Annotated in this window: 20 protein-coding genes and 1 tRNA gene; 13 read left to right on the top strand and 8 right to left on the bottom strand. The window is 64.7% G+C overall.

Annotated elements, in window-relative coordinates:
- Positions 1-114 precede the first annotated feature (114 nt).
- Together MY55_RS17600 and MY55_RS17595 are read right to left on the bottom strand one after the other, a co-directional pair.
- On the bottom strand, positions 115-492 hold the full coding sequence (locus MY55_RS17600; protein ID WP_047238478.1) for a hypothetical protein: 378 nt from the start codon (positions 490-492) through the stop codon (positions 115-117).
- Positions 493-630: 138 nt separating this feature from the next.
- Positions 631-1,314 carry a DJ-1/PfpI family protein gene (locus tag MY55_RS17595; protein ID WP_047238477.1) on the bottom strand — a complete coding sequence of 228 codons (684 nt, stop codon included), beginning with the start codon at positions 1,312-1,314 and terminating at the stop codon, positions 631-633.
- A gap of 82 nt (positions 1,315-1,396) precedes the next feature.
- On the opposite strand from MY55_RS17595, the gene MY55_RS17590 reads away from it, so the two are divergent.
- The 8 genes from MY55_RS17590 (at position 1,397) to MY55_RS17560 (ending at position 8,404) form a co-directional block, all read left to right on the top strand.
- Positions 1,397-2,329 (top strand): GlxA family transcriptional regulator, encoded by a 933-nt coding sequence (locus tag MY55_RS17590; protein WP_047238476.1) that lies wholly within the window; start codon positions 1,397-1,399, stop codon positions 2,327-2,329.
- A 74-nt stretch (positions 2,330-2,403) separates the two neighbouring features.
- Positions 2,404-2,535, top strand: coding sequence for an SPASM domain-containing protein (locus MY55_RS24670; protein ID WP_366241015.1), 132 nt, complete (start codon positions 2,404-2,406; stop codon positions 2,533-2,535).
- A 461-nt stretch (positions 2,536-2,996) separates the two neighbouring features.
- Positions 2,997-3,081 (top strand) — tRNA-Leu (locus tag MY55_RS17585).
- A gap of 181 nt (positions 3,082-3,262) precedes the next feature.
- Positions 3,263-3,706, top strand: coding sequence for a ProQ/FINO family protein (locus MY55_RS17580; protein WP_043575544.1), 444 nt, complete (start codon positions 3,263-3,265; stop codon positions 3,704-3,706).
- 119 nt (positions 3,707-3,825) lie between these two features.
- The gene (gene htpG, locus MY55_RS17575; protein ID WP_047238475.1) at positions 3,826-5,721 is read left to right on the top strand and encodes a molecular chaperone HtpG; all 1,896 of its coding nucleotides are present in this window, start codon (positions 3,826-3,828) and stop codon (positions 5,719-5,721) included.
- A 103-nt stretch (positions 5,722-5,824) separates the two neighbouring features.
- Positions 5,825-6,241 (top strand): VOC family protein, encoded by a 417-nt coding sequence (locus tag MY55_RS17570; protein WP_065202815.1) that lies wholly within the window; start codon positions 5,825-5,827, stop codon positions 6,239-6,241.
- 61 nt (positions 6,242-6,302) lie between these two features.
- Positions 6,303-6,902, top strand: coding sequence for a cysteine hydrolase family protein (locus MY55_RS17565; protein WP_047238473.1), 600 nt, complete (start codon positions 6,303-6,305; stop codon positions 6,900-6,902).
- Positions 6,903-7,000: 98 nt separating this feature from the next.
- On the top strand, positions 7,001-8,404 hold the full coding sequence (locus MY55_RS17560; RefSeq protein ID WP_047238472.1) for a hypothetical protein: 1,404 nt from the start codon (positions 7,001-7,003) through the stop codon (positions 8,402-8,404).
- On the opposite strand, the gene MY55_RS17555 is transcribed toward MY55_RS17560, so the two are convergent.
- Entirely contained in the window at positions 8,399-8,824 is a 426-nt protein-coding gene (locus MY55_RS17555; RefSeq protein ID WP_043575535.1) for a hypothetical protein, read from the bottom strand. The two genes, MY55_RS17560 and MY55_RS17555, sit on opposite strands and share 6 nt — an antisense overlap.
- A 101-nt stretch (positions 8,825-8,925) precedes the next feature.
- Here MY55_RS17555 and MY55_RS17550 point away from each other — a divergent pair, with 101 nt between their 5' ends.
- The 5 genes from MY55_RS17550 (at position 8,926) to MY55_RS17530 (ending at position 11,992) form a co-directional block, all read left to right on the top strand.
- Positions 8,926-9,765, top strand: coding sequence for a segregation and condensation protein A (locus MY55_RS17550; protein WP_413783171.1), 840 nt, complete (start codon positions 8,926-8,928; stop codon positions 9,763-9,765).
- Entirely contained in the window at positions 9,762-10,571 is an 810-nt protein-coding gene (locus MY55_RS17545) for a carbon-nitrogen hydrolase family protein (protein WP_146008452.1), read from the top strand. Before MY55_RS17550 ends, MY55_RS17545 begins: the two co-directional genes overlap by 4 nt.
- 68 nt (positions 10,572-10,639) lie before the next feature.
- Complete coding sequence (locus tag MY55_RS17540) at positions 10,640-11,107, top strand: OsmC family protein (protein ID WP_043575532.1); 468 nt, start codon at positions 10,640-10,642, stop codon at positions 11,105-11,107.
- 14 nt (positions 11,108-11,121) lie between these two features.
- Positions 11,122-11,583, top strand: a complete 462-nt coding sequence (locus tag MY55_RS17535; protein WP_043575530.1) for a thioredoxin family protein — start codon at positions 11,122-11,124, stop codon at positions 11,581-11,583.
- A 4-nt stretch (positions 11,584-11,587) separates the two neighbouring features.
- A complete protein-coding gene (locus tag MY55_RS17530; protein WP_065202814.1) occupies positions 11,588-11,992 on the top strand; it encodes an NUDIX hydrolase in 405 nt (134 codons plus the stop codon).
- Positions 11,993-11,996: 4 nt separating this feature from the next.
- Here the strand turns inward: MY55_RS17530 and MY55_RS17525 are convergent, their stop codons facing one another.
- The 5 genes from MY55_RS17525 to MY55_RS17505 all read right to left on the bottom strand — a co-directional run bounded on the left by MY55_RS17525 (position 11,997) and on the right by MY55_RS17505 (position 17,827).
- Complete coding sequence (locus MY55_RS17525; protein WP_065202813.1) at positions 11,997-12,821, bottom strand: undecaprenyl-diphosphate phosphatase; 825 nt, start codon at positions 12,819-12,821, stop codon at positions 11,997-11,999.
- Positions 12,822-12,974: 153 nt separating this feature from the next.
- Entirely contained in the window at positions 12,975-14,603 is a 1,629-nt protein-coding gene (locus MY55_RS17520) for a methyl-accepting chemotaxis protein (RefSeq protein WP_043575526.1), read from the bottom strand.
- A 128-nt stretch (positions 14,604-14,731) separates the two neighbouring features.
- Positions 14,732-16,153, bottom strand: a complete 1,422-nt coding sequence (sbcB, locus tag MY55_RS17515) for an exodeoxyribonuclease I (RefSeq protein WP_065202812.1) — start codon at positions 16,151-16,153, stop codon at positions 14,732-14,734.
- A 69-nt stretch (positions 16,154-16,222) separates the two neighbouring features.
- On the bottom strand, positions 16,223-17,011 hold the full coding sequence (locus tag MY55_RS17510; protein WP_043575522.1) for an enoyl-CoA hydratase-related protein: 789 nt from the start codon (positions 17,009-17,011) through the stop codon (positions 16,223-16,225).
- 27 nt (positions 17,012-17,038) lie between these two features.
- Complete coding sequence (locus tag MY55_RS17505) at positions 17,039-17,827, bottom strand: alpha/beta fold hydrolase (protein ID WP_047238253.1); 789 nt, start codon at positions 17,825-17,827, stop codon at positions 17,039-17,041.
- Positions 17,828-17,941: the final 114 nt, after the last annotated feature.

Genomic DNA, 17,941 nt, shown 5'->3' with positions numbered 1-17,941 from the left:
AATTCAAGCCCGTAAATCTCAGGATTTACGGGCTTTTGTTATTTATTTCACAGAATCGTAGCAATCTCACAATTCTCCTCCTCGCCACATTTGGCTTTGCCGTCTGGCGGCCGCTTATCCTGTTGGAAGGATCACGCTTTGCGCGGATTCCACCAGCAAGGGCAGTCGGGCCTGGCCGGTGTCGCCGCCGGGCGGAATCAGGAAGCAATCCAGGCCGTCCCGGCTGCCGTTTTCTTCTATCTGGCATTCCAATACATTGCTTACGTATAGCAGCACGGTCTTTTGCAGCGGCTGCAGTTCTTCGGATAGTTGCAGCAGAATGAAAGGATGGTAGCAGTCGTCCGCCTGGGCCTTGGCCTGCAAGCCGGCTTTGAGAAGCAGGCCGGCGATATGGTCGGCTCGATTGATGAGCTTCTGCTGGGCGTATATCGCGTCCAGCTGGCTGCGGTATTGATCGGCGGCTTTTCTTACCAGTTCGGCGTAAAGGCTCATCGCAATCTCCCATGGCAATGAAGAAGCGGGCGCCGAATGGCTGTTTGGCAGGCGCTTTAGCTAGGTGTAGCTGGAAAAGCGGACGCGATGGACGGTCCGCTTGGCCAGTTTTCCCGGCATGGCGGGAGACGGCCGGCGTCACAGCCGGGCGGCGGCCTGGATGATGGCGGCTTCGCGCTGGTCGCGCAGCGCGTCCAGCCTGGTCCTGGCCGCTGCGAGTATGGCTGGGCTGGCATCCTCGGGACGGCCGGCGGCGAACGGCGGCGCGGGCGCGTATTCCAGCGCCAGTTGCACCGTCTGCGCGTAGTCGGCGCCGGCGATTTCGGCCATCAGGGTCAGCGCCATGTCGATGCCGGCAGTTACGCCGCCGCCGCTGATGATATCGCCGTCCACCACCACGCGCGCCGGATCGGGCTGGGCGCCGAACGCGGCCAACGAGTCGCGCCAGGCCCAATGGCATGCTGCCCGCTTGCCTTTGAGCAAGCCTGCCGCTCCCAGCAGCAGCGAGCCGGTGCAAACCGAAGCGGTGTAGCGGGCCGATGCGGACAGGCGGCGCAATTGCGCGAGAAAGTCCTGGTCCTCCAGCGCGGCAATGGTGCCCAGGCCGCCTGGCACGCATAGCAGGTCGCAGCCGGCGATGTCTTGCAGCCGGGCAAGCTCGGCGAAGGTGATGCCGCTGTCGGTGCGGATATTGCCTCCCTGCGCAGAGGCGAGCACGCAGCGGGCGCCGGGCAGCTGGGCCAGCACTTCGTGCGGGCCGGTGAAGTCGAGCTGGGTGACGCGTGGATAGAGCGCGAAAACGATGGTGAAGGATGGCTGCATGGCGGTTCTCCCTGGGTTTGACCTTGCCATGCTCACCTGCTTATGATTTGGCGTAAATGACATCATTCCACCTTTTCATGCCATGGCCCATCGCATTGCGGTATTGATCTTCCCCGGTTTCCAGCTGTTGGACGCTAGCGGGCCGACCGCGGTTTTCGAAGCGGCCGGGCGTTACCGCTGCGATGCTTACCGGGTGCGGGCGGTGGCGCGGCAAGCCGGCCTGGTGCGCAGTTCCTCCGGGCTGACGCTGCAGGCCGAGGCATGCGATGCCGTCAGCTTGCCGGATACCTTGCTGGTGGCAGGAGGAGAAGGGGTGGCGGCGGCATGCCGCTGCCCGCAAACGCTAGCCTGGATCCAGCGTTGCGAGGCGGCGGGCTGCCGAGTGGCCAGCGTATGCACCGGGGCCTTTTTGCTGGCAGAGGCCGGCTTGCTGGCCGGACGGCGCGCGACTACCCATTGGGCGCACGCAGCCGATTTCGCCCGCCTATACCCGGACACGATGTTGGAAACCGACCGGCTGTTCATCCGCGAAGGCCAGATCTGGACGGCGGCGGGGGTGACGGCGGGCATAGACCTGGCTTTGGCTTTAGTGGCCGATGATCTGGGGGCGGAGGTCGCGCGCCAGAGCGCGCAGCGCCTGGTGGTGTATTGCCAGCGGCCTGGCGGGCAGTCGCAATTTTCCTCCTTGCTGGAGATGCAGCAGCCGGGCGGGCGTTTTGCCGGATTGCTAGACCATGTGCGGCGCAATCTCGGTTCCGCCTGGACGGTGGCGGAGTTGGCCGAGCGCAGCTGCCTTAGTCCGCGCCATTTTTCGCGCTTGTTTCTGGAGGAGGTGGGCGTGCCGCCGGCCAAGGCGGTGGAGCGCTTGCGGGTGGAGGCCGCGCGCGGCGCGCTGGAAAGCGGTGAGGCTTCCTTGCAGCGCCTGGCGCGGCAATGCGGCTTCGGTGAGGTGGAGCGGATGCGGCGCAGCTTTCTGAGGATATTGGGCGCGCCGCCATCCGCGCTGAAACGGTAGGCGGTTGGCCTGCCTGGCGCGGAGTGCAAGTGCTTATTGTTTGACAATGATGGTTTTGATTGTGGCGCGGCGTGATGGAAATGAACATGAAGGATTTTCAGCGTGCCGGCCTCGGTAAGATATGGAATTCCATGCGATTTACCCGTTTTTCGTCGCCGGCATGCCGATCGAGGGACCGAAGGCCCCGCAGATGTCGAGCATGCTGACCAGCATGTGAAATGGCGGGTGAGGATTGGGTTTTTATTTGAATAACATCGCGCAATATCTTTTGCGATCAAGTAAATAGTGTTTTATTGATAAAACATCAAGATGGACGAATAAAGTCGATGCGCATTTTCATTCTCATGGCATCGCAATATTATTTCCTCTTAATACAGTGATTTTATGTTTTCGACATCCGTTGCCGGGAAGCTCGCCAGCCTGGGGCGTCGTTGACAGCGTTTTGCTTTGTCGATAAAGTGCTGGACTTTCTCGCAGTGGCCGAAGCTTTAAAATCAAGCTGTTGCCGCTGAACGAGAAGCCGCTGCCAGCGGCGCGGCTCGTGAAATCCCTCAGGATTGGCGATGCGCCCTGGCAATACGCGAATCCGCTGATTTTTCATGGATTTGCATTATTTAAAATGCATTGTCAGCATGGGCCCTCTGGGCTACAATCGCCTGCTCTGTTGGCCCCGGTGGTGAAATTGGTAGACACAAGGGACTTAAAATCCCTCGGCTTAGGCTGTGCCGGTTCGACCCCGGCCCGGGGCACCATCAAATGGCGGAGCGCGTGGCTTTTCCTGCGCGCATGGCGGATGGCGGCGTGAATCTCGTTGTATTAAAATGACATTGCACGCGACGCCTGTCGTCTAACTGGACAAGTGGCCGGTTGCATCACGCCTCTTGATTGGGCAGCATTTGCTGTCTTTGCATTAATGGATCTAGATAGAAGTTCATGAAGCCAAATACTGAAACGGCACTCGGTGCTGCTCTCAAGTCTGCTGTTCAAAGCCTGTCCAAGAAAAAGCAGACCGAGATGATCGCGGATCACATCTACGGCAAGTTCGACGTGTTTCGCCAGTTCCGGCCGCTGGCTCTGGGCATCCACGAGAGCCTGATCGCAGCCTTGTCGCAGTTCGAGCCGGCGCTGATTTCCCGCGTCGTCGCCAATCACTGCCGCAAGCCGCGCTACCTGAAATCGCTGGCCCGCGGCGGCAAGCGCTTCGACCTGAACGGCAAGCCGCAGGGCGAAGTCAGCGCCGAAGAAAAGCGCGCCGCCGAGCTGCAGATGCAACCGAAAAACCAGCCGGCGGCCGATGCCGCCGTTGCGGAGCCCGTTGCGGCTCAGGTCGAGATGTCCGCCGTAGCCGCGGAACAACCGGGCCAGGCCGAATCCTGATCGCCCCTCGATCCCGACAAAGCCCTGCGATATGCAGGGCTTTTTGCATTTCCGGCACTTGAAAACGCCTGGCCAGCCTCCATTTCACAGGCATTGCCAACCTCTTTTCATTGCCGACCATGAGTGCACAGAAAGAAACCCTGGGTTTTCAGACCGAAGTCAAACAACTGCTCAAGTTGATGATCCACTCCTTGTACTCCAACAAGGAAATCTTCCTGCGTGAACTGATCTCCAATGCCTCCGACGCCGCCGACAAGCTGCGTTTCGAGGGCCTGGCCAAGCCGGAGCTGTTCGAGAACGATGCCGAGCTGAAAATCCGCATCGGCTTCGACCAGGATGCCCGCACCCTCACCATCGCCGACAACGGCATCGGCATGAGTCGCGACGAAGTGGTGTCGCACATCGGCACCATCGCCAAGTCGGGCACCAAGGCCTTCTTCGAACAGCTGTCCGGCGACGAGAAAAAAGACGCCCATCTGATCGGCCAGTTCGGCGTGGGCTTCTATTCGGCCTTCATCGTCGCCGACAAGGTGACGCTGACCACCCGCCGCGCCGGCGAAACCGAAGCCGTCCGCTGGGAGTCGCAAGGCGAAGGCGAGTACACGCTGGAAACCGTGGAAAAGGCCGAACGCGGCACCGAGATTGTGCTGCACCTGAAGGAAGGCGAAGACGAGCTGCTGAACGACTGGAAGCTGAAGGGCATCGTCCGCAAGTATTCCGACCACATCTCCATCCCGATCGAGATGAAGAAGGGCAATAGCTACGGCGAAAACGGCGAAGTGATCGTCAGCGACGACATGGAGGCGGTCAACTCCGCTTCCGCGCTGTGGACCCGCGCCAAGAACGACATCAGCGACGAGCAGTACCAGGAATTCTACAAGCACGTCGCCCATGACTTCACCGAGCCGCTGGCCTGGAGCCATGCCCGCGTCGAAGGCCGCCAGGAATACACCGAGCTGTTGTACATCCCGTCGCGCGCGCCGTTCGACCTGTACGACCGCGAACGCAAGCAGGGCGTGAAGCTGTACGTGCGCCGCGTCTTCATCATGGAAGACACCGAAAAGCTGATGCCGCATTACCTGCGCTTCGTGCGCGGCGTGATCGACAGCAACGACCTGCCGCTGAACGTATCGCGCGAAATCCTGCAGGAAAGCAAGGACATCGACGCCATCCGCAATGGCTGCGTGAAGAAGGTGCTGGGCCTGCTGGAAGATCTGTCGGCCAACCAGCCGGAAAAATACGCTGCGTTCTGGAAGGAGTTCGGCCAGGTGCTGAAGGAAGGCGTAGGCGAAGACCACGCCAACAAGGAGCGCATCGCCAAGCTGCTGCGTTTCACTTCCACCGCGTCGGAAGGCAGCGAGCCGACGGTATCGCTGGCCGACTACATCGGCCGGATGAAAGAAGGCCAGGACAAGATCTACTACATCACCGCCGACACGCTGGCCGCCGCCAAGAACAGTCCGCACCTGGAAGTGTTCAAGAAGAAGGGCGTGGAAGTGCTGCTGCTGGTCGACCGCGTCGACGAGTGGGTGACCGGCTCGCTGTTCGAATTCGACGGCAAGGCGCTGCAGTCGGTGGCCAAGGGCGCGCTGGATTTGGGCGCGCTGGAGGACGAAGCCGACAAGGAAGCGCAGAAGCAGGTGGAAGAGGCGTCCAAGCCGGTGGTGGATAAGGTGCAAAAGGCGCTGGGCGAGCAGGTGAAGGAAGTGCGCGCCACCGCCCGTCTGACCGAGAGCCCGGCATGCCTGGTGGCGGGCGAGCATGACATGAGCGCCCATCTGGAGCGGATGCTGAAGGCCGCCGGCCAGAAGGTGGAAGGCAGCAAGCCGACGCTGGAGATCAACCCGGAGCACGTGCTGGTGAAAAAGCTGGCCGGCGAAACCGACGAGGCCCGCGCCGCCGACTTGGCCCAGGTGCTGTACGACCAGGCGCTGCTGGCCGAAGGCGGCAAGCTGGAAGACCCTGCCTCCTTCGTCAAGCGCATCAACAAGCTGATGCTGGAGCTGTCGGCCTGAGTCAGGCTGAGCCGGAATGACAGGCAAACCGCCCTTGCGAGGGCGGTTTTTTATTGCCATTGTCCTAAGATGGGAATTTCCCAAGCGGATCGCGGAGGACGAAATGAGCGAGATCAGAGCCTTGCCTGGCGCATACCCTTGCCTGTGCTACGACGACGCGGTGGCGGCGCTGGCGTGGCTGGAGCGGGTGTTCTGTTTCCAGCGCCGTTTCGCGGCGATCGAGAACGGCCGGGTTCATCATTCGGAACTGAGCCTGGGCAACGCGGTGGTCATGGTGTCCAGCCCCAATCCCGACCGCAACTGGATCGGCGCCGGCAGCCTGCCTGGCCTCGCCCAGGCGCTATGCGTTTACGTGGCGGATCCGGCCGCGCATTACGCGCGCGCCAGCGCGCAAGGCGCGGAAATCGTGCAGGGGCTGAAAAAAGAGGATTACGGCGCGCACGGTTATCTGGCGCGCGATCTGGAAGGCCAGCAATGGTATTTCAGCGATTATCTGCCGGGCGAATACTGGGAATCCTGAACCGTTGATGCGGCGGCATCCGCGTCATGGCATCATGCCGTTTTCATTACGGGAGCGAGCGATGCCCGCGCTGTTGAAATTCGCCACCGCCGAGCCGCTGCTGCTGCTGATAGACATGCAGCAGGCGGTGGATCACCCCAGCTGGGGGCCGCGCAACAATCCGCAGGCGGAGCAGGTGTGCGCCAAGCTGCTGGCCGCCTGGCGCGAACGCGGCCTGCCTATCATCCATATCCGCCACGACTCCACCGAGCCCGACTCCACTTTCCGGCCGGATCGGCCCGGCCACGCCTTCAAGACGGAAACCTTGCCGCTGGCGGGCGAAACCGTGGTCGCCAAGCAGACCAACAGCGCCTTCATCGGCACCGGCCTGGAGGCCATGCTGCGCGAGCGCGGCTGGCGGGAGCTGGTGGTGGCCGGCGTCAGCACCAGCAACTCGGTCGAGGCGACGGTGAGGATGGCCGGCAATCTCGGGTTTGCGGTCAGCCTGGTCGAGGATGGCTGCTTCGCCTTCGACAAGACCGACTGGCAGGGAAGGCCGCGCCGCGCGGAGGAGGTGCATGCGATGAGCCTGGCCAATCTGCACGGCGAATACTGTCGGGTGTGCGCCAGCGCCGACGCGCTGGCCGCGCTTGGTAATAATGCCGAGGCCGGCCTGTCGTAAGCGCCATGCCAAAAGGCTAAGATGCGCACCCTGTCCGATTTGTCATTGTCATTATGCTGAAATTGACTGCCTCCCGCGATTCGGCTCCCGGAGCGGAGATGGATCTCCATGGTTTGGGCGGCGAGCTGCGCCGGCTGTCCGGGCTGGAGACGGCTGAAGCGGCGGCCGCGCTGCTGCGCCTGCTGGCGCGCTGGGAAGAGGCGGCGCCCAATACCGCCGCGCTGCGCGCATTGCTGCTGGCTGGCGTGGATTTGCAGCGGCGCAGCGAAGACGCCGGCGGCCATGGCGCTTTGACCTGCCCGTTGTGGCGGCGGCTGCATGAGGCGTGCAAACGCTTGGCGGCAGCGGCCGGCGCGCAGCCGGCCGGCTTGTTCGATCATGGCAGGCCGCAGCAGGAGGCGCTGGCGCTGGCTTTTTCCAGCGCCTGGCAATCGCTGCGCGCCCACGTTCTCGGCTATTCGCCTTTGTGCGCCGGGTTTTGGCGCGATTGCCACCGCCTGTTCGCCATGGCGGGCCAGCGCGGCTGGGAGCGGCGCGCGCCCGGAGACGGCGCCGTCGCGCTGGGCGATTGGTACCGGCGCTTGCTGTTGCTGGGCATGAGCGCCAGCAACCGGCTGGATGCCCAGCGCCAGCATCTGCTGCTGGACTGGGTGGAAACATGCGGTTCCGCCTTGAAACTGACGCCTTGGCGCGGCGAAGCGCCGGAACAGCCCTGCTGGCTGGTGCCGGCAGAGGCAGACATGCCCGGACGCTTCGTCGATGGCGAAAGAGAGGCGCCGGGCGACGCGCGCTGGCTGGCAGATGCCGGCCCCGCGCTGGAGCGTCTGCGCGGGCAAGCGGAACGGCGCCGGCAGCAGCTGGGCATGGTCGAATGGCAGATGCTTGCGCGGCTGGAAGCGGAGTGGCGCAGTCCGCCGCAACGCCGGCATCCGCGGCTGAACCAGCGCAACGGCCAGCGGGTGGCCTTGCTGGCGGGCTTCGATGCTTGCTGGCGTCTGGCGCGGGCAGGGCTGCCGCCGGACGCCGCAGAGGCGGCGGATCTGTTGCTGGGCAATCTGAGCGCGTCCGGCATGCGGCTGTGCGGCGATTTCGGCCCGCAGGAGGTGCAGGCCGGCAGCATCGCGATGGTCAAGCGCCGCGGTTTCGGCTGGCAGCTGGGCCTGGTGCGCTGGATCAGCCTGCCGGGCGGCGAGCAGCCGGCCGAGTGCGGGATAGAGTTCGTCGGCAAGCGGCCGATGGCGGTGGAGGCGGCGGCGGTGACCAGCCACCCGGACGGCGGCATGGAAAACGGCCTGCTGCTGCATGGCGAACGCGATTTCCGCCAGCGCGGCGTGCTGGCGCTGGCCGGGCGGCGCTATCAGGCGATGCGGCAGTTCAAGGTGCGCGGCGCCGGCGGCGAATGGCTGGTGCGGGCGCAACGGCTGCTGCAGCAGACCGGTAGCTGCCAGCTGATCGAGGTGCGGCTGGAGGAAACGCTGGCGCGCCGCGACGCCGCATCATGAGCGCGCGGGATCGCGGTAGGGATAACACATCCGCTGGCTGCCGTCGTTTTGGCGGCAGTGGATGCTGATGATCCTGCCGTTGGCCAGGTCCGCCTGCACCGCGAAGGCCGCTTCGTCGCTGGCAAAGCCCAGGCGGCCGCGCGGCGGTGCGATCAGGCGGAAACGGTAGCGGCCGTCGCCGCCGTCGCGGTCGGCGGCGAAGCGCAACGCTTCCCGATGCCCCAGCTCCCGTTCGATGATGCGGCGGCTGACTTCTTCGATCTCGCGCTTGCGCCAGAAGTGGCGGCGGTCCGGCTCCGCCGGCCGCGGCTGATCGGCGGCAAGCTCGGCGACGCCGGGCGCGGAATCGGTGTGGCAGCCGGCCAGCAGGCTCAGCAGGAAAAACAGGCAGGGCAGAAGTGGCGGTTTGTGTGGCGGCACGCTGGCGTTGTCTGAAGGGAAAGCCTGTTGGTGCGCGCGGCGGATGAAAAGTTCAACCGCCGCGCGCGGCGCTAGCTGGTATCCTTGTCGCCATGAATGCCGTGCCCGATACCCCCGCGTCCGCCGATGGCCCCGATTTCCAGCTGACCGCGCCCGAACTGCCGCCCAGCGTGCCGATCGCCCATGTGTTCGGCCAGCCGGTGCTGGAAGTGCCGCAAGACCTGTTCATCCCCCCCGACGCGCTGCAGGTGATCCTGGAAAGCTTCGAAGGCCCGCTGGATCTGCTGCTCTACCTGATCCGCAAGCAAAACCTCGATGTGCTGAACATTCCGATGGCGGCCATCACCGTCCAGTACATGTCCTATATCGACGTGATGCAGCAGGGCCGGCTGGAGCTGGCGGCGGAATACCTGCTGATGGCGGCGCTGCTGATCGAGATCAAATCGCGGCTGCTGCTGCCGCGCCCGCAACTGGACGAAGACGGCGAGCCGGACGACCCGCGCGCCGAACTGGTGCGCAGGCTGCTGGAGTACGAGCAGATGAAGCTGGCGGCGCTGGAGCTGGACAAGATCCCGCAGGCCGACCGCGATTTCGCCTGGCTGGCGGTGCTGGTGGAACAGTCGGCCGAGCAGCGGCTGCCCGATGTCAGCGCCGGCGATCTGCGCCAGGCCTGGATGGCCATCCTGTCGCGCGCCAAACACCACCGCCACCACAAGGTGGAAAAGGACGAGTTGTCGGTGCGCGAGCAGATGAGCTGGATCCTGCGCTATCTGGATGGCCGCGAATACGTGCCGTTCGAGGAGCTGTTCGACATCGCCAAGGGCGTCGCCCACCTGGTGGTCAATTTCATCGCCGTGCTGGAACTGGTGAAGGAGGGGCTGGTGAAGGTGAGCCAGGATGCGCCGTACCAGCCCATCTATGTGCGGATCGCGCTGGCGTGAGCCGGATCCGATTGGTCCTGGCCCAGCAGCCCGCGCCGGAAGACGCCTCCCGCCGCATGCCGCTGCTGCGGCAGTGGTGCGGCGAAGCGGCGGCGGCGGGCGGCCATCTGCTGCTATTGCCCGAGCTGTGGTCTACCGGCTACGCGCCGGAGAAAATGCATGAGGTCCACGCCTGGGATGACGATGCGCCGGACTTGGACGGCGTCGCCCGGCTGGCCGCCGATTTTGGGCTCGCCATCGGCTTCACGTATCTCGCCCGCCGCGGCGGCGCGCTGCGCAACCGCTTGCGCCTCTATGGCGCCGACGGCCGGCTGGCGCTGCAATACGACAAGGTCCACATCTGCGGCTTCACCGACGGCGCCGAAACGGCGCTGCAAGGCGGCGACGGCTTCGTCTGCGCCGATATCGCGCTGGGCGGCGAAACGGTGCGCGTCGGCGCGATGATCTGTTTCGACCGCGAATTTCCCGAGGCCGGCCGCGCGTTGATGCGGCAAGGGGCGGAATTGGTGCTGGCGCCCAATGCCTGCCCGATGCGGGACGATGCCGAGCTGGGCGACGCGCGCCTGCAGCAGCTGCGCGGCCGGGCGCTGGAAAACCGCTTCGCCGTCGCGCTGTGCAATTACCCGGCGCCGCAATACGATGGCGGCAGCGGTTTGATCGACGCGCGCGGCCGCCTGCTGGCCTTGGCGGGAAGCGAGCCGGCCTTAACGTTGGCCGAGCTGGACCTGGCGGCTTTGCGCCGCTGGCGCGCCGAGCAGGACGAAGTGTGGGGAGAGGCCGCCTTGCGGCCGGACTGCTACCGCTGAGCGGCGATCATGTCCTTGTCATCGCCGTGCTATGATTTGCGGCAATGGCCCATTGCGGAGATGAGGATATGGCGCAGCATCAAGCGGAAGTGATCTGGCGGCGCGGCGAGCAGGATTTCCTGGACCGCCGCTACAGCCGCAAGCATGTGTTGAAGTTCGACGGCGGCGCTCAGGTGGCCGGATCGTCGGCGCCGCAAGTGGTGCCGCCGCCGTATTCCGACCCGGCCGCGGTGGACCCGGAAGAGGCTTTCATCGCCGCCTTGTCCAGCTGCCACATGCTGTGGTTTCTGGATATCGCCGCCCGCGCCGGTTTCCGCGTCGACGAATACCATGACGTCGCCGTCGGCGAGATGGGCAAGAACGAGGCCGGAAAGGCCTGGGTGGCCAGGGTGACGCTGCAGCCCGGCGTCTCGTTTTCCGGCGACAGATTGCCGACGGCCGAGCAGTTCGAGCAGCTGCATCACGCCGCCCATGCCGAATGCTTCATCGCGCATTCGGTGAAGACCGAAGTGCTGTGCCGGCCCCGGCTGGCCTGATTGCGGAGATTCCCATGAAAAAACTGTTGATCCTGCTGACGCTGCTGTTGGGCAGCGCCGCCGCGCTGGCCGGCGATTGGCCGTACGACGAAAAGGCCGACGCCCAGGCGGAATTGCGGCAGACTCTGGCGGCCGCGCAGCAAAGCCATCTGCCGGTGCTGCTGATCCTGGGCGCCAACTGGTGTGAGGACTGCCGCGCGCTGGACGCGGCGCTGAAAAGCGGGAAGAGCGCCGAACTGATCGCGCGCGCCTTCAAGGTGGTGAAGGTGGATGTCGGCAATTTCGACCATAACCTCGACATCGACGCCGCTTACGGCCACCCGATCGCCAAGGGCATTCCGGCCGCGGTGGTGCTGTCGCCGGACAACAAGGTGCTTTACGCCACCCGCGCCGGCGAACTGGCCGACGCGCGCCGGATGAGCGAAACCGGCATTTATGAATTTTTCGAACGGGTCAGCCGTCAGGCCGCGCAGTAAGACGGTGGCGTTTGACGATACTTTTCGCCTTAGCGCCCACGCGGTGATCACCGACGCCGCCGGGCGGGTGCTGCTGCTGAAGGCGACCTACGGCGACCTGGCCTGGGGTCTGCCGGGAGGCGCGCTGGAACCAGGCGAAACCATTCATGAATGCGTGGCGCGCGAGTGCCGCGAGGAACTGGGTTGGGAAGTGTCGCCGCGCTATCTGAGCGGCGTCTATTACCACAGCGCCTACCATTCTCAGGCCTTCGTATTCCGCTGCGAGGCGCCGGCGGGCACGGAGCCCAGGCTGAGTGCCGAGCATTCGGCCTGGCGCTATTTCGCGCTGGACGAGCTGGGCGCGGTGCAGCGCCGCCGGGTGGAAGACTGCCTGAACTACGCCGGCGCGGCGGTCAGCGGCCGCTTCTAAGCGCTCAGGCGCTCCAGTTCACCCAGCCGGTTTGCCAACTGGCCAGCACGATCAGGCCGAAGGCGATGCGGTACCAGGCGAATACCGCGAAGCTGTGCGTGGAGATGAAGCGCAGCAGCGCGCGGATGGCCAGGAAGGCGAACACGAAGGACGCTGCGAAGCCGACGGCGAACACGCCGATATCGTCGGCGCTGAGCGCGTCGCGGTGCTTGAAGAGGCTGTACAGCGAGGCGGCGCCCAGCGTCGGGATGCCGAGGAAGAAGGAAAACTCGGTAGCCGCCTTGCGCGACAGGCCGAGGAACAGCCCGCCGATGATGGTGGCGCCGGAGCGGCTGGTGCCCGGTATCAGCGCCAGGCATTGGCACAGGCCCACTTTCAGCGCGTCTTTCAGGCTCAGATCGTCCACCGTTTCCACCGCTATCTTATGCTCGCGCCTCTCCGCCCACAGAATGATCAGGCCGCCGACGATGAAGGCGATGGCCACGCACACCGGGTTGAACAGCGCGGCCTTGATCTGCTTGGAAAACAGCAGCCCGGCGATTGCGGCCGGGATGAAGGCGATGACGATGCCGAGCAGCAGGTTGCGCTCGCCGCCTGGACGTGCCGCGCCGGCCACGGTGTGGCCTATTTTGGCGCGGTATTCCCACACCACCGCCAGCATCGCGCCCAGCTGGATGAAAATCTCATAGACGTCGCGCTTGTCCTTGTCGAGGAAATCCAGCAGGTCGCCGGCGAGGATCAGGTGGCCTGTGGACGAGATGGGCAGGAATTCGGTGATGCCTTCCACCAGGCCCATGATCAGGGAATGCAACAGCAGGATGGGGTCCATTGCGCGCTCGCGGGGATGAGAGTGGCGCGATTATAAATGCAAATGGCAAAAATCGGGCGGTTTGTGCTGGGCAGTCTCCTCTGATCGTGCAAATGTTGCGGGAAAAACGATGCCGCGCCTAAGGGCGCGGCGTAAAGAGGAGAGCATTGTGATTTACAGCCGGAAGCGGGTGGTCACGTTTTGCAGATTGGCGGACAGCGTGCTCAGCTGGCTGGAGGTGGTGGCCAGTTCCTGCACGGTGGCGTTGTTTTCCTCGGCCATCCGCGACACTTTTTCCATGTCCTGCGCCAGGCTCAGGCTGGTGCTGCGCTGTTCGGTCAGCGCGCCGGTGATGCTGTGGATGGTGCGCATGATGGTGTCGGCGCTGTTTTCTATCTCGCGCATCGAGTGCGAGGCCTGCTCGGCGGTGCCGGACACGCCTTCCACGCAGTCCAGGCTCTGGCCCATGCTGTGCACCACCTGGCCGACGCCTTGCTGGATCGAGCCTATCATCGTGGTGATTTCCTGCGCCGAGGTGGTGGTGCGCTCGGCCAGCTTGCGCACTTCGTCGGCCACCACCGCGAAGCCGCGGCCCATCTCGCCTGCGCGCGCCGCTTCTATCGCCGCGTTCAAGGCCAGCAGATTGGTCTGATCGGCGACGTCGCGGATCACCGTGACGATATTGCCTATCTGCTGCACTTCCTTGGTCAGGCTGTTCATCTGCTTGGCGGTGTCGTCTACCGAGGTAGTGACGAAGCGTATCTTGCCCACCGACTCCAGCACTTCGCTGCCGCCGCGGTTGGCCAGCTGGCCGGCGGTCTGCGCCTGCTCGGATGCTTCGCTGGAATTGTCGGCCACCTGGTTGATGCTGACCGTCAGCTGTTCGATCGAGGCGGCGGCGGAGGTGGTGGCTTCCGCCTGGGTCTGGGCGCCGGTGGCCACCTGCTGCGCCATGCCGGACAAGGCGCGCGCCGAATCCGACACCTGGTGGGCGTTCTCCTGGATGCTCAGCACCACCGCGCGCAGGCCCTCGCGCATTTCCTGGATGTCGCGGGCGATGACCATGGCTTCGTCGCGCGCGTCGGGGATCGGTTCGGAGACGCCGGACAAATCGCCTTCGCGGATCTGATGCACCAAGCTGGCCGACTTGCGCAGCGGCGAGGTGATCAGGTCGGAGATGAACAGCGCGACGGCGATGGCAAGCAATAGCGAAACCAGAGCGGTGGTGAGCAGGATGTTGATCGCCTGCTGGCTGGAGTCCTGCGCGATGTCCATCGATTTTTCCAGCCGGCCCTGCTGCCGTTCGCGCAGCGATTGCAGCGCAGAGATGAAGGCGTTGTTGGCCGGCGCGAACTTGCCGTCCAGCAGCTCGCGCGCGGCGTCGCTCTGGTGGCTGCGCATCAGCGCGTACAGCGGTTCGAACAATGGGCGTTGCTGGTTTTGGGCATCGCGGATCTTGGCGAACAGCGCACGGCCTTCGGGTTGGCCCAGCAGCGGCTCCATCTTGTCCAGATCGGCCTGGTTGGCGGCGCGGATGGCGTCGACATTGCGGATGTGGCGCTCTATGGCCTGGGGATCGCGGGCCAACACGCCGTCACGCACTTCGCGGCCGATTTGCAGCAGGTTGAGCGACAGGCGGTTGGACAGCACGATCTTGGGATAGCGGTCCTCCTTGATCTCGCTGACATTGTTCTGGATGGTGACCAGCTTGCTATAGGCGATGAGAACCACGGCGCAGAGCAGCAGGATCAGCAAGGCGAAGCCGCTGAGAAGTTTTTGGCGCACGGTAAGCTGATGCAGCATGCGTGTCTCCCGAATGCATTGCGTAATTACATATAAATAGTTCTAGATCATCGCATTGTGGAAGTTCATACGCATAAACGCGTATCGGGAGCGGGGGAGGAGCCGGCGGCGGCCGGCTCCGGAGGGGGTCAGGCTTGCAGCGAAGCCTGCAGGCTGGCCGCGTAGTCGGCTACCTGTTGCAGCAGCTGCCGTTGGGCGGCGGAAAGGTCGGATGCCTGCAACGCCGCCAGCTCCTCATGGAAGGCCGGGGCGGCGCGCTGGAGGCGTTCCCGGCACCACTGCCGCCAGCGCGCCTGATCGGCGCCGGACAGCGTGGCGGGGAAGTTGCGGGCGCGGTAGCGGAACAACAGCTCGGTGAGCTGCGGATCTTCGAACAGCCCCATTTCGCCGGCCAGTTGCAGCGCCGACAGCCGGCGCATTTTCTGCAACACCTTGCGGTCGTTGTTGGAAACGAAGCCGCCGTACAGGTTTTCGTCGACGTCGCGCGCTTCGCCGGCTTCGCGCTGGAACACCCCGCGCCACAGCGGCGCGAGGTCGGGCAGCGCGCGCGCGGCTTCAGCGTGGCGCGCGATGGCGGCCATGTCCACGCCCCAGCGCTCGGCGCGTTCCGCGCTCAGCACTTTGAGGTTGGCCACCACGAACGGCGACTTGTTGATGTGTATGGTCTTGATCGGCAGCCGCGCCACGCCTTCGGGCAGGTCTTCGCCGCGGCTAAATAGCCGTTGGCGCATGGCTTCCGCCGTCAGGCCGCGCAGCTCGGCCGGGTCGTGCGCCAGGTCCCAGACGATGACTTCGTTGGCGTTGGTCGGGTGGGCCGCCAGCGGCCAGACCACGGCCAGGTTGCCGCGTTCCGCGCCGTACATGCCGGAGATGTGCAGCACCGGCTTCGGGGCGTGCAGCGATAGCTGGACCTTGACCGCGTCTTTCTTGCGCAGTGTCAGGTAGTAGTCGAACAGCTTGGGCTGGCGCTGGCGGATCAGCCGCGCCAGCGCGATGGTGGCGCGCACGTCTGACAGCGCGTCGTGGGCGGCTTCGTGCGCCAGGCCGTTGGCGGCCGACAGGTGCTCCAGCTTGAAGCTGGTCCGGCCATCCTCGTGTTCGGGCCAGACGATGCCTTCCGGGCGCAGCGCATAGGTGGCGCGCACCAGATCCAGCAAGTCCCAGCGGCCGCAATGGTTCTGCCATTCGCGCGCGTAGGGGTCGATCAGATTGCGCCAGAACAGGAAACGGGTGACTTCGTCGTCGAAACGCAGCGAATTGTAGCCGACGCCGATGGTGCCGGGGGTAGCCAGCTCCCGTTCGATCACGCCGGCGAATTCGTGCTCGTCGACGCCGCGCTGCTGGCACAGCTGCGGGGTGATGCCGGTGAGCAGGCAGGCCTGCAGCGTCGGCAGGTAGTCGGGCGCCTGCCGGCAGTACAGCATCACCGGCTCGCCGATTTCGTTCAGTTCGGCGTCGGTGCGGATGCCGGCGAATTGGGACGGCCTATCCCGGCGCGGCACGGCGCCGAAGGTTTCGTAGTCGTGCCAGAAGAATGTGTGATTGGACATGGGCGGGGCGGCGTACGGTGAAGCCGCCATTGTCGCATCGCCGCCGCCGGTTCAGCCAGCCGGACGGGCTTATTCCATCCAGGCCGGCTTACGCATTTCGATCAGGGCGAGCATGCCTTCGCGGCCTTCGTCGCTCATCCGCACCGTCAGGCTGTGCTCTATGCACTGCTGCATCACCTGCGGCGTGATGTCGTGCTGGCCGATCTCGCCTATCAGGTGCTTGGCGGCGCGCATCGCCGCCGGGCTGTTGAGCAGCAACTGGCCCTGCATGTGTTCGACCGCCGCGTCCAGCTCGTCGTTTTCCACCACCTGGTGGATCAGGCCCAGCCGCTTGGCCTTGCCGGCGTTGAAGCGCTCGGCGCTGATGCAGTAGCGGCGGGTGGGGCGTTCGCCTATCGCGCGGATCAGGTAGGGCGCGGCCAACGCCGGAATCTGGCCGAAGCGGACATCGGACAGGCTGAACAGCGCTTCGGACACGCTGATGGCGATGTCGCAACAGGCCACCAGCGCCATGCCCAGGCCGAAGGCCGAGCCCTGCACTCTGGCCAGCGTGGGCTTGGGCAGGGTGTCCAGGGTGTGCAGCAGGCGGGCGGTCTGCTGCGCGTAGCGGTTGAGCTCGCTGGCGGAAAACTGCGACAGCCGGCGCAGCCAATCGGGGTCGTGTCCGGCGGAGAAGCTGATGCCCTGGCCGGTCAGGACCACCGCCCGCACGTCGTTGTCCTCGGCCAGGGTTTCCAGCGTGGCGGCCAAGAGGCTGATGGTTTCGTCGTCCAGCGCGTTGTGCAGGTCGGCGCGGTTCAGCGTGACGGTGGCCACGCCCTGTTTGTTGACGCTCAGCAATACGGCTTCGTTGCCCATGAGTTCTCCCCCTGATGGATGGCCGCGTCAGCGCGGGCTGAATTGAATGATGCCGCGGGCGAAAGCCTCCACGGCTTCGATGTGCAGTACATGGCCGGCGCCGGGAAGGATTTCCAGTTCGGCGTCCGGAATCAGACTGTGCAGCAGCTTGGCCTGGTACAAGGGCGTCAGCCGGTCTTCGTCTCCGACCAGAATATGCACCGGTAGTTGCAGCTCGGGCAGCCAGGTGCGGGCATCGTGCTGGCGCACGCCGTCGATCAGGCGGATCACCGCGTCCCAGTCCACCATGCCGGCCAGCATTTTCAGATCGTCCAGCATCGCGGCGTTGCTGGCCAGAAAGCGGCTGGAAAACAGCCAGGGAATGCTGACCTGGTAGCGCAGGTCCAGTCCGCCTTGCTGATTGGCGGCGATCCAGCTGTCGCCGATATGGCCGTTGACGCTGTCGGCCCAGGCCAGGGTGCCGGCGAGAAACAGCCGGCTGGCTCGTTCCGGGTGGCGATGGACGAAGTGCTGCGCCACCATGCCGCCGTAGGACAGGCCCACCAGGTAGACCTGTTCTATCCCCAGCAGCTCCAGCAGGGCGGCGGCGAGGTCGGCCTGCTCGGTCAATTGGTAGTACTCGGCCGGCGGATGGTCGCTCTGGCCCTGGCCGAGAAAATCCATCCGCAGCAGGCGGAAGTGGGGCTCCAGCTGCGGCAGCATCAGCGTCCAGCCCACCGTGGACATGGTGATGCCGTTGAACAGCAGCAGTGTCTGGCCGCCATGGCCGCTTTCCTCATAGTACACCTGGCGTCCGTCTATCTGGGCGTACGGCATGGCAAGCTCCTGTTTCTGGCTGCGGTGCTATTCATTCTAGAACCCGTCCGGCATCGCTGAACAGGTGGGGCGCGCAAATCGCGCGATGTAATGTCTTTGACATTTTTCTGGCTT

This window comes from Chromobacterium subtsugae (assembly GCF_001676875.1).
GTDB classification, from domain to species: domain Bacteria; phylum Pseudomonadota; class Gammaproteobacteria; order Burkholderiales; family Chromobacteriaceae; genus Chromobacterium; species Chromobacterium subtsugae.
The sequence above is the reverse complement of the archived record's forward strand: the minus strand, read 5'-3'. Positions and strand labels throughout refer to the sequence as shown.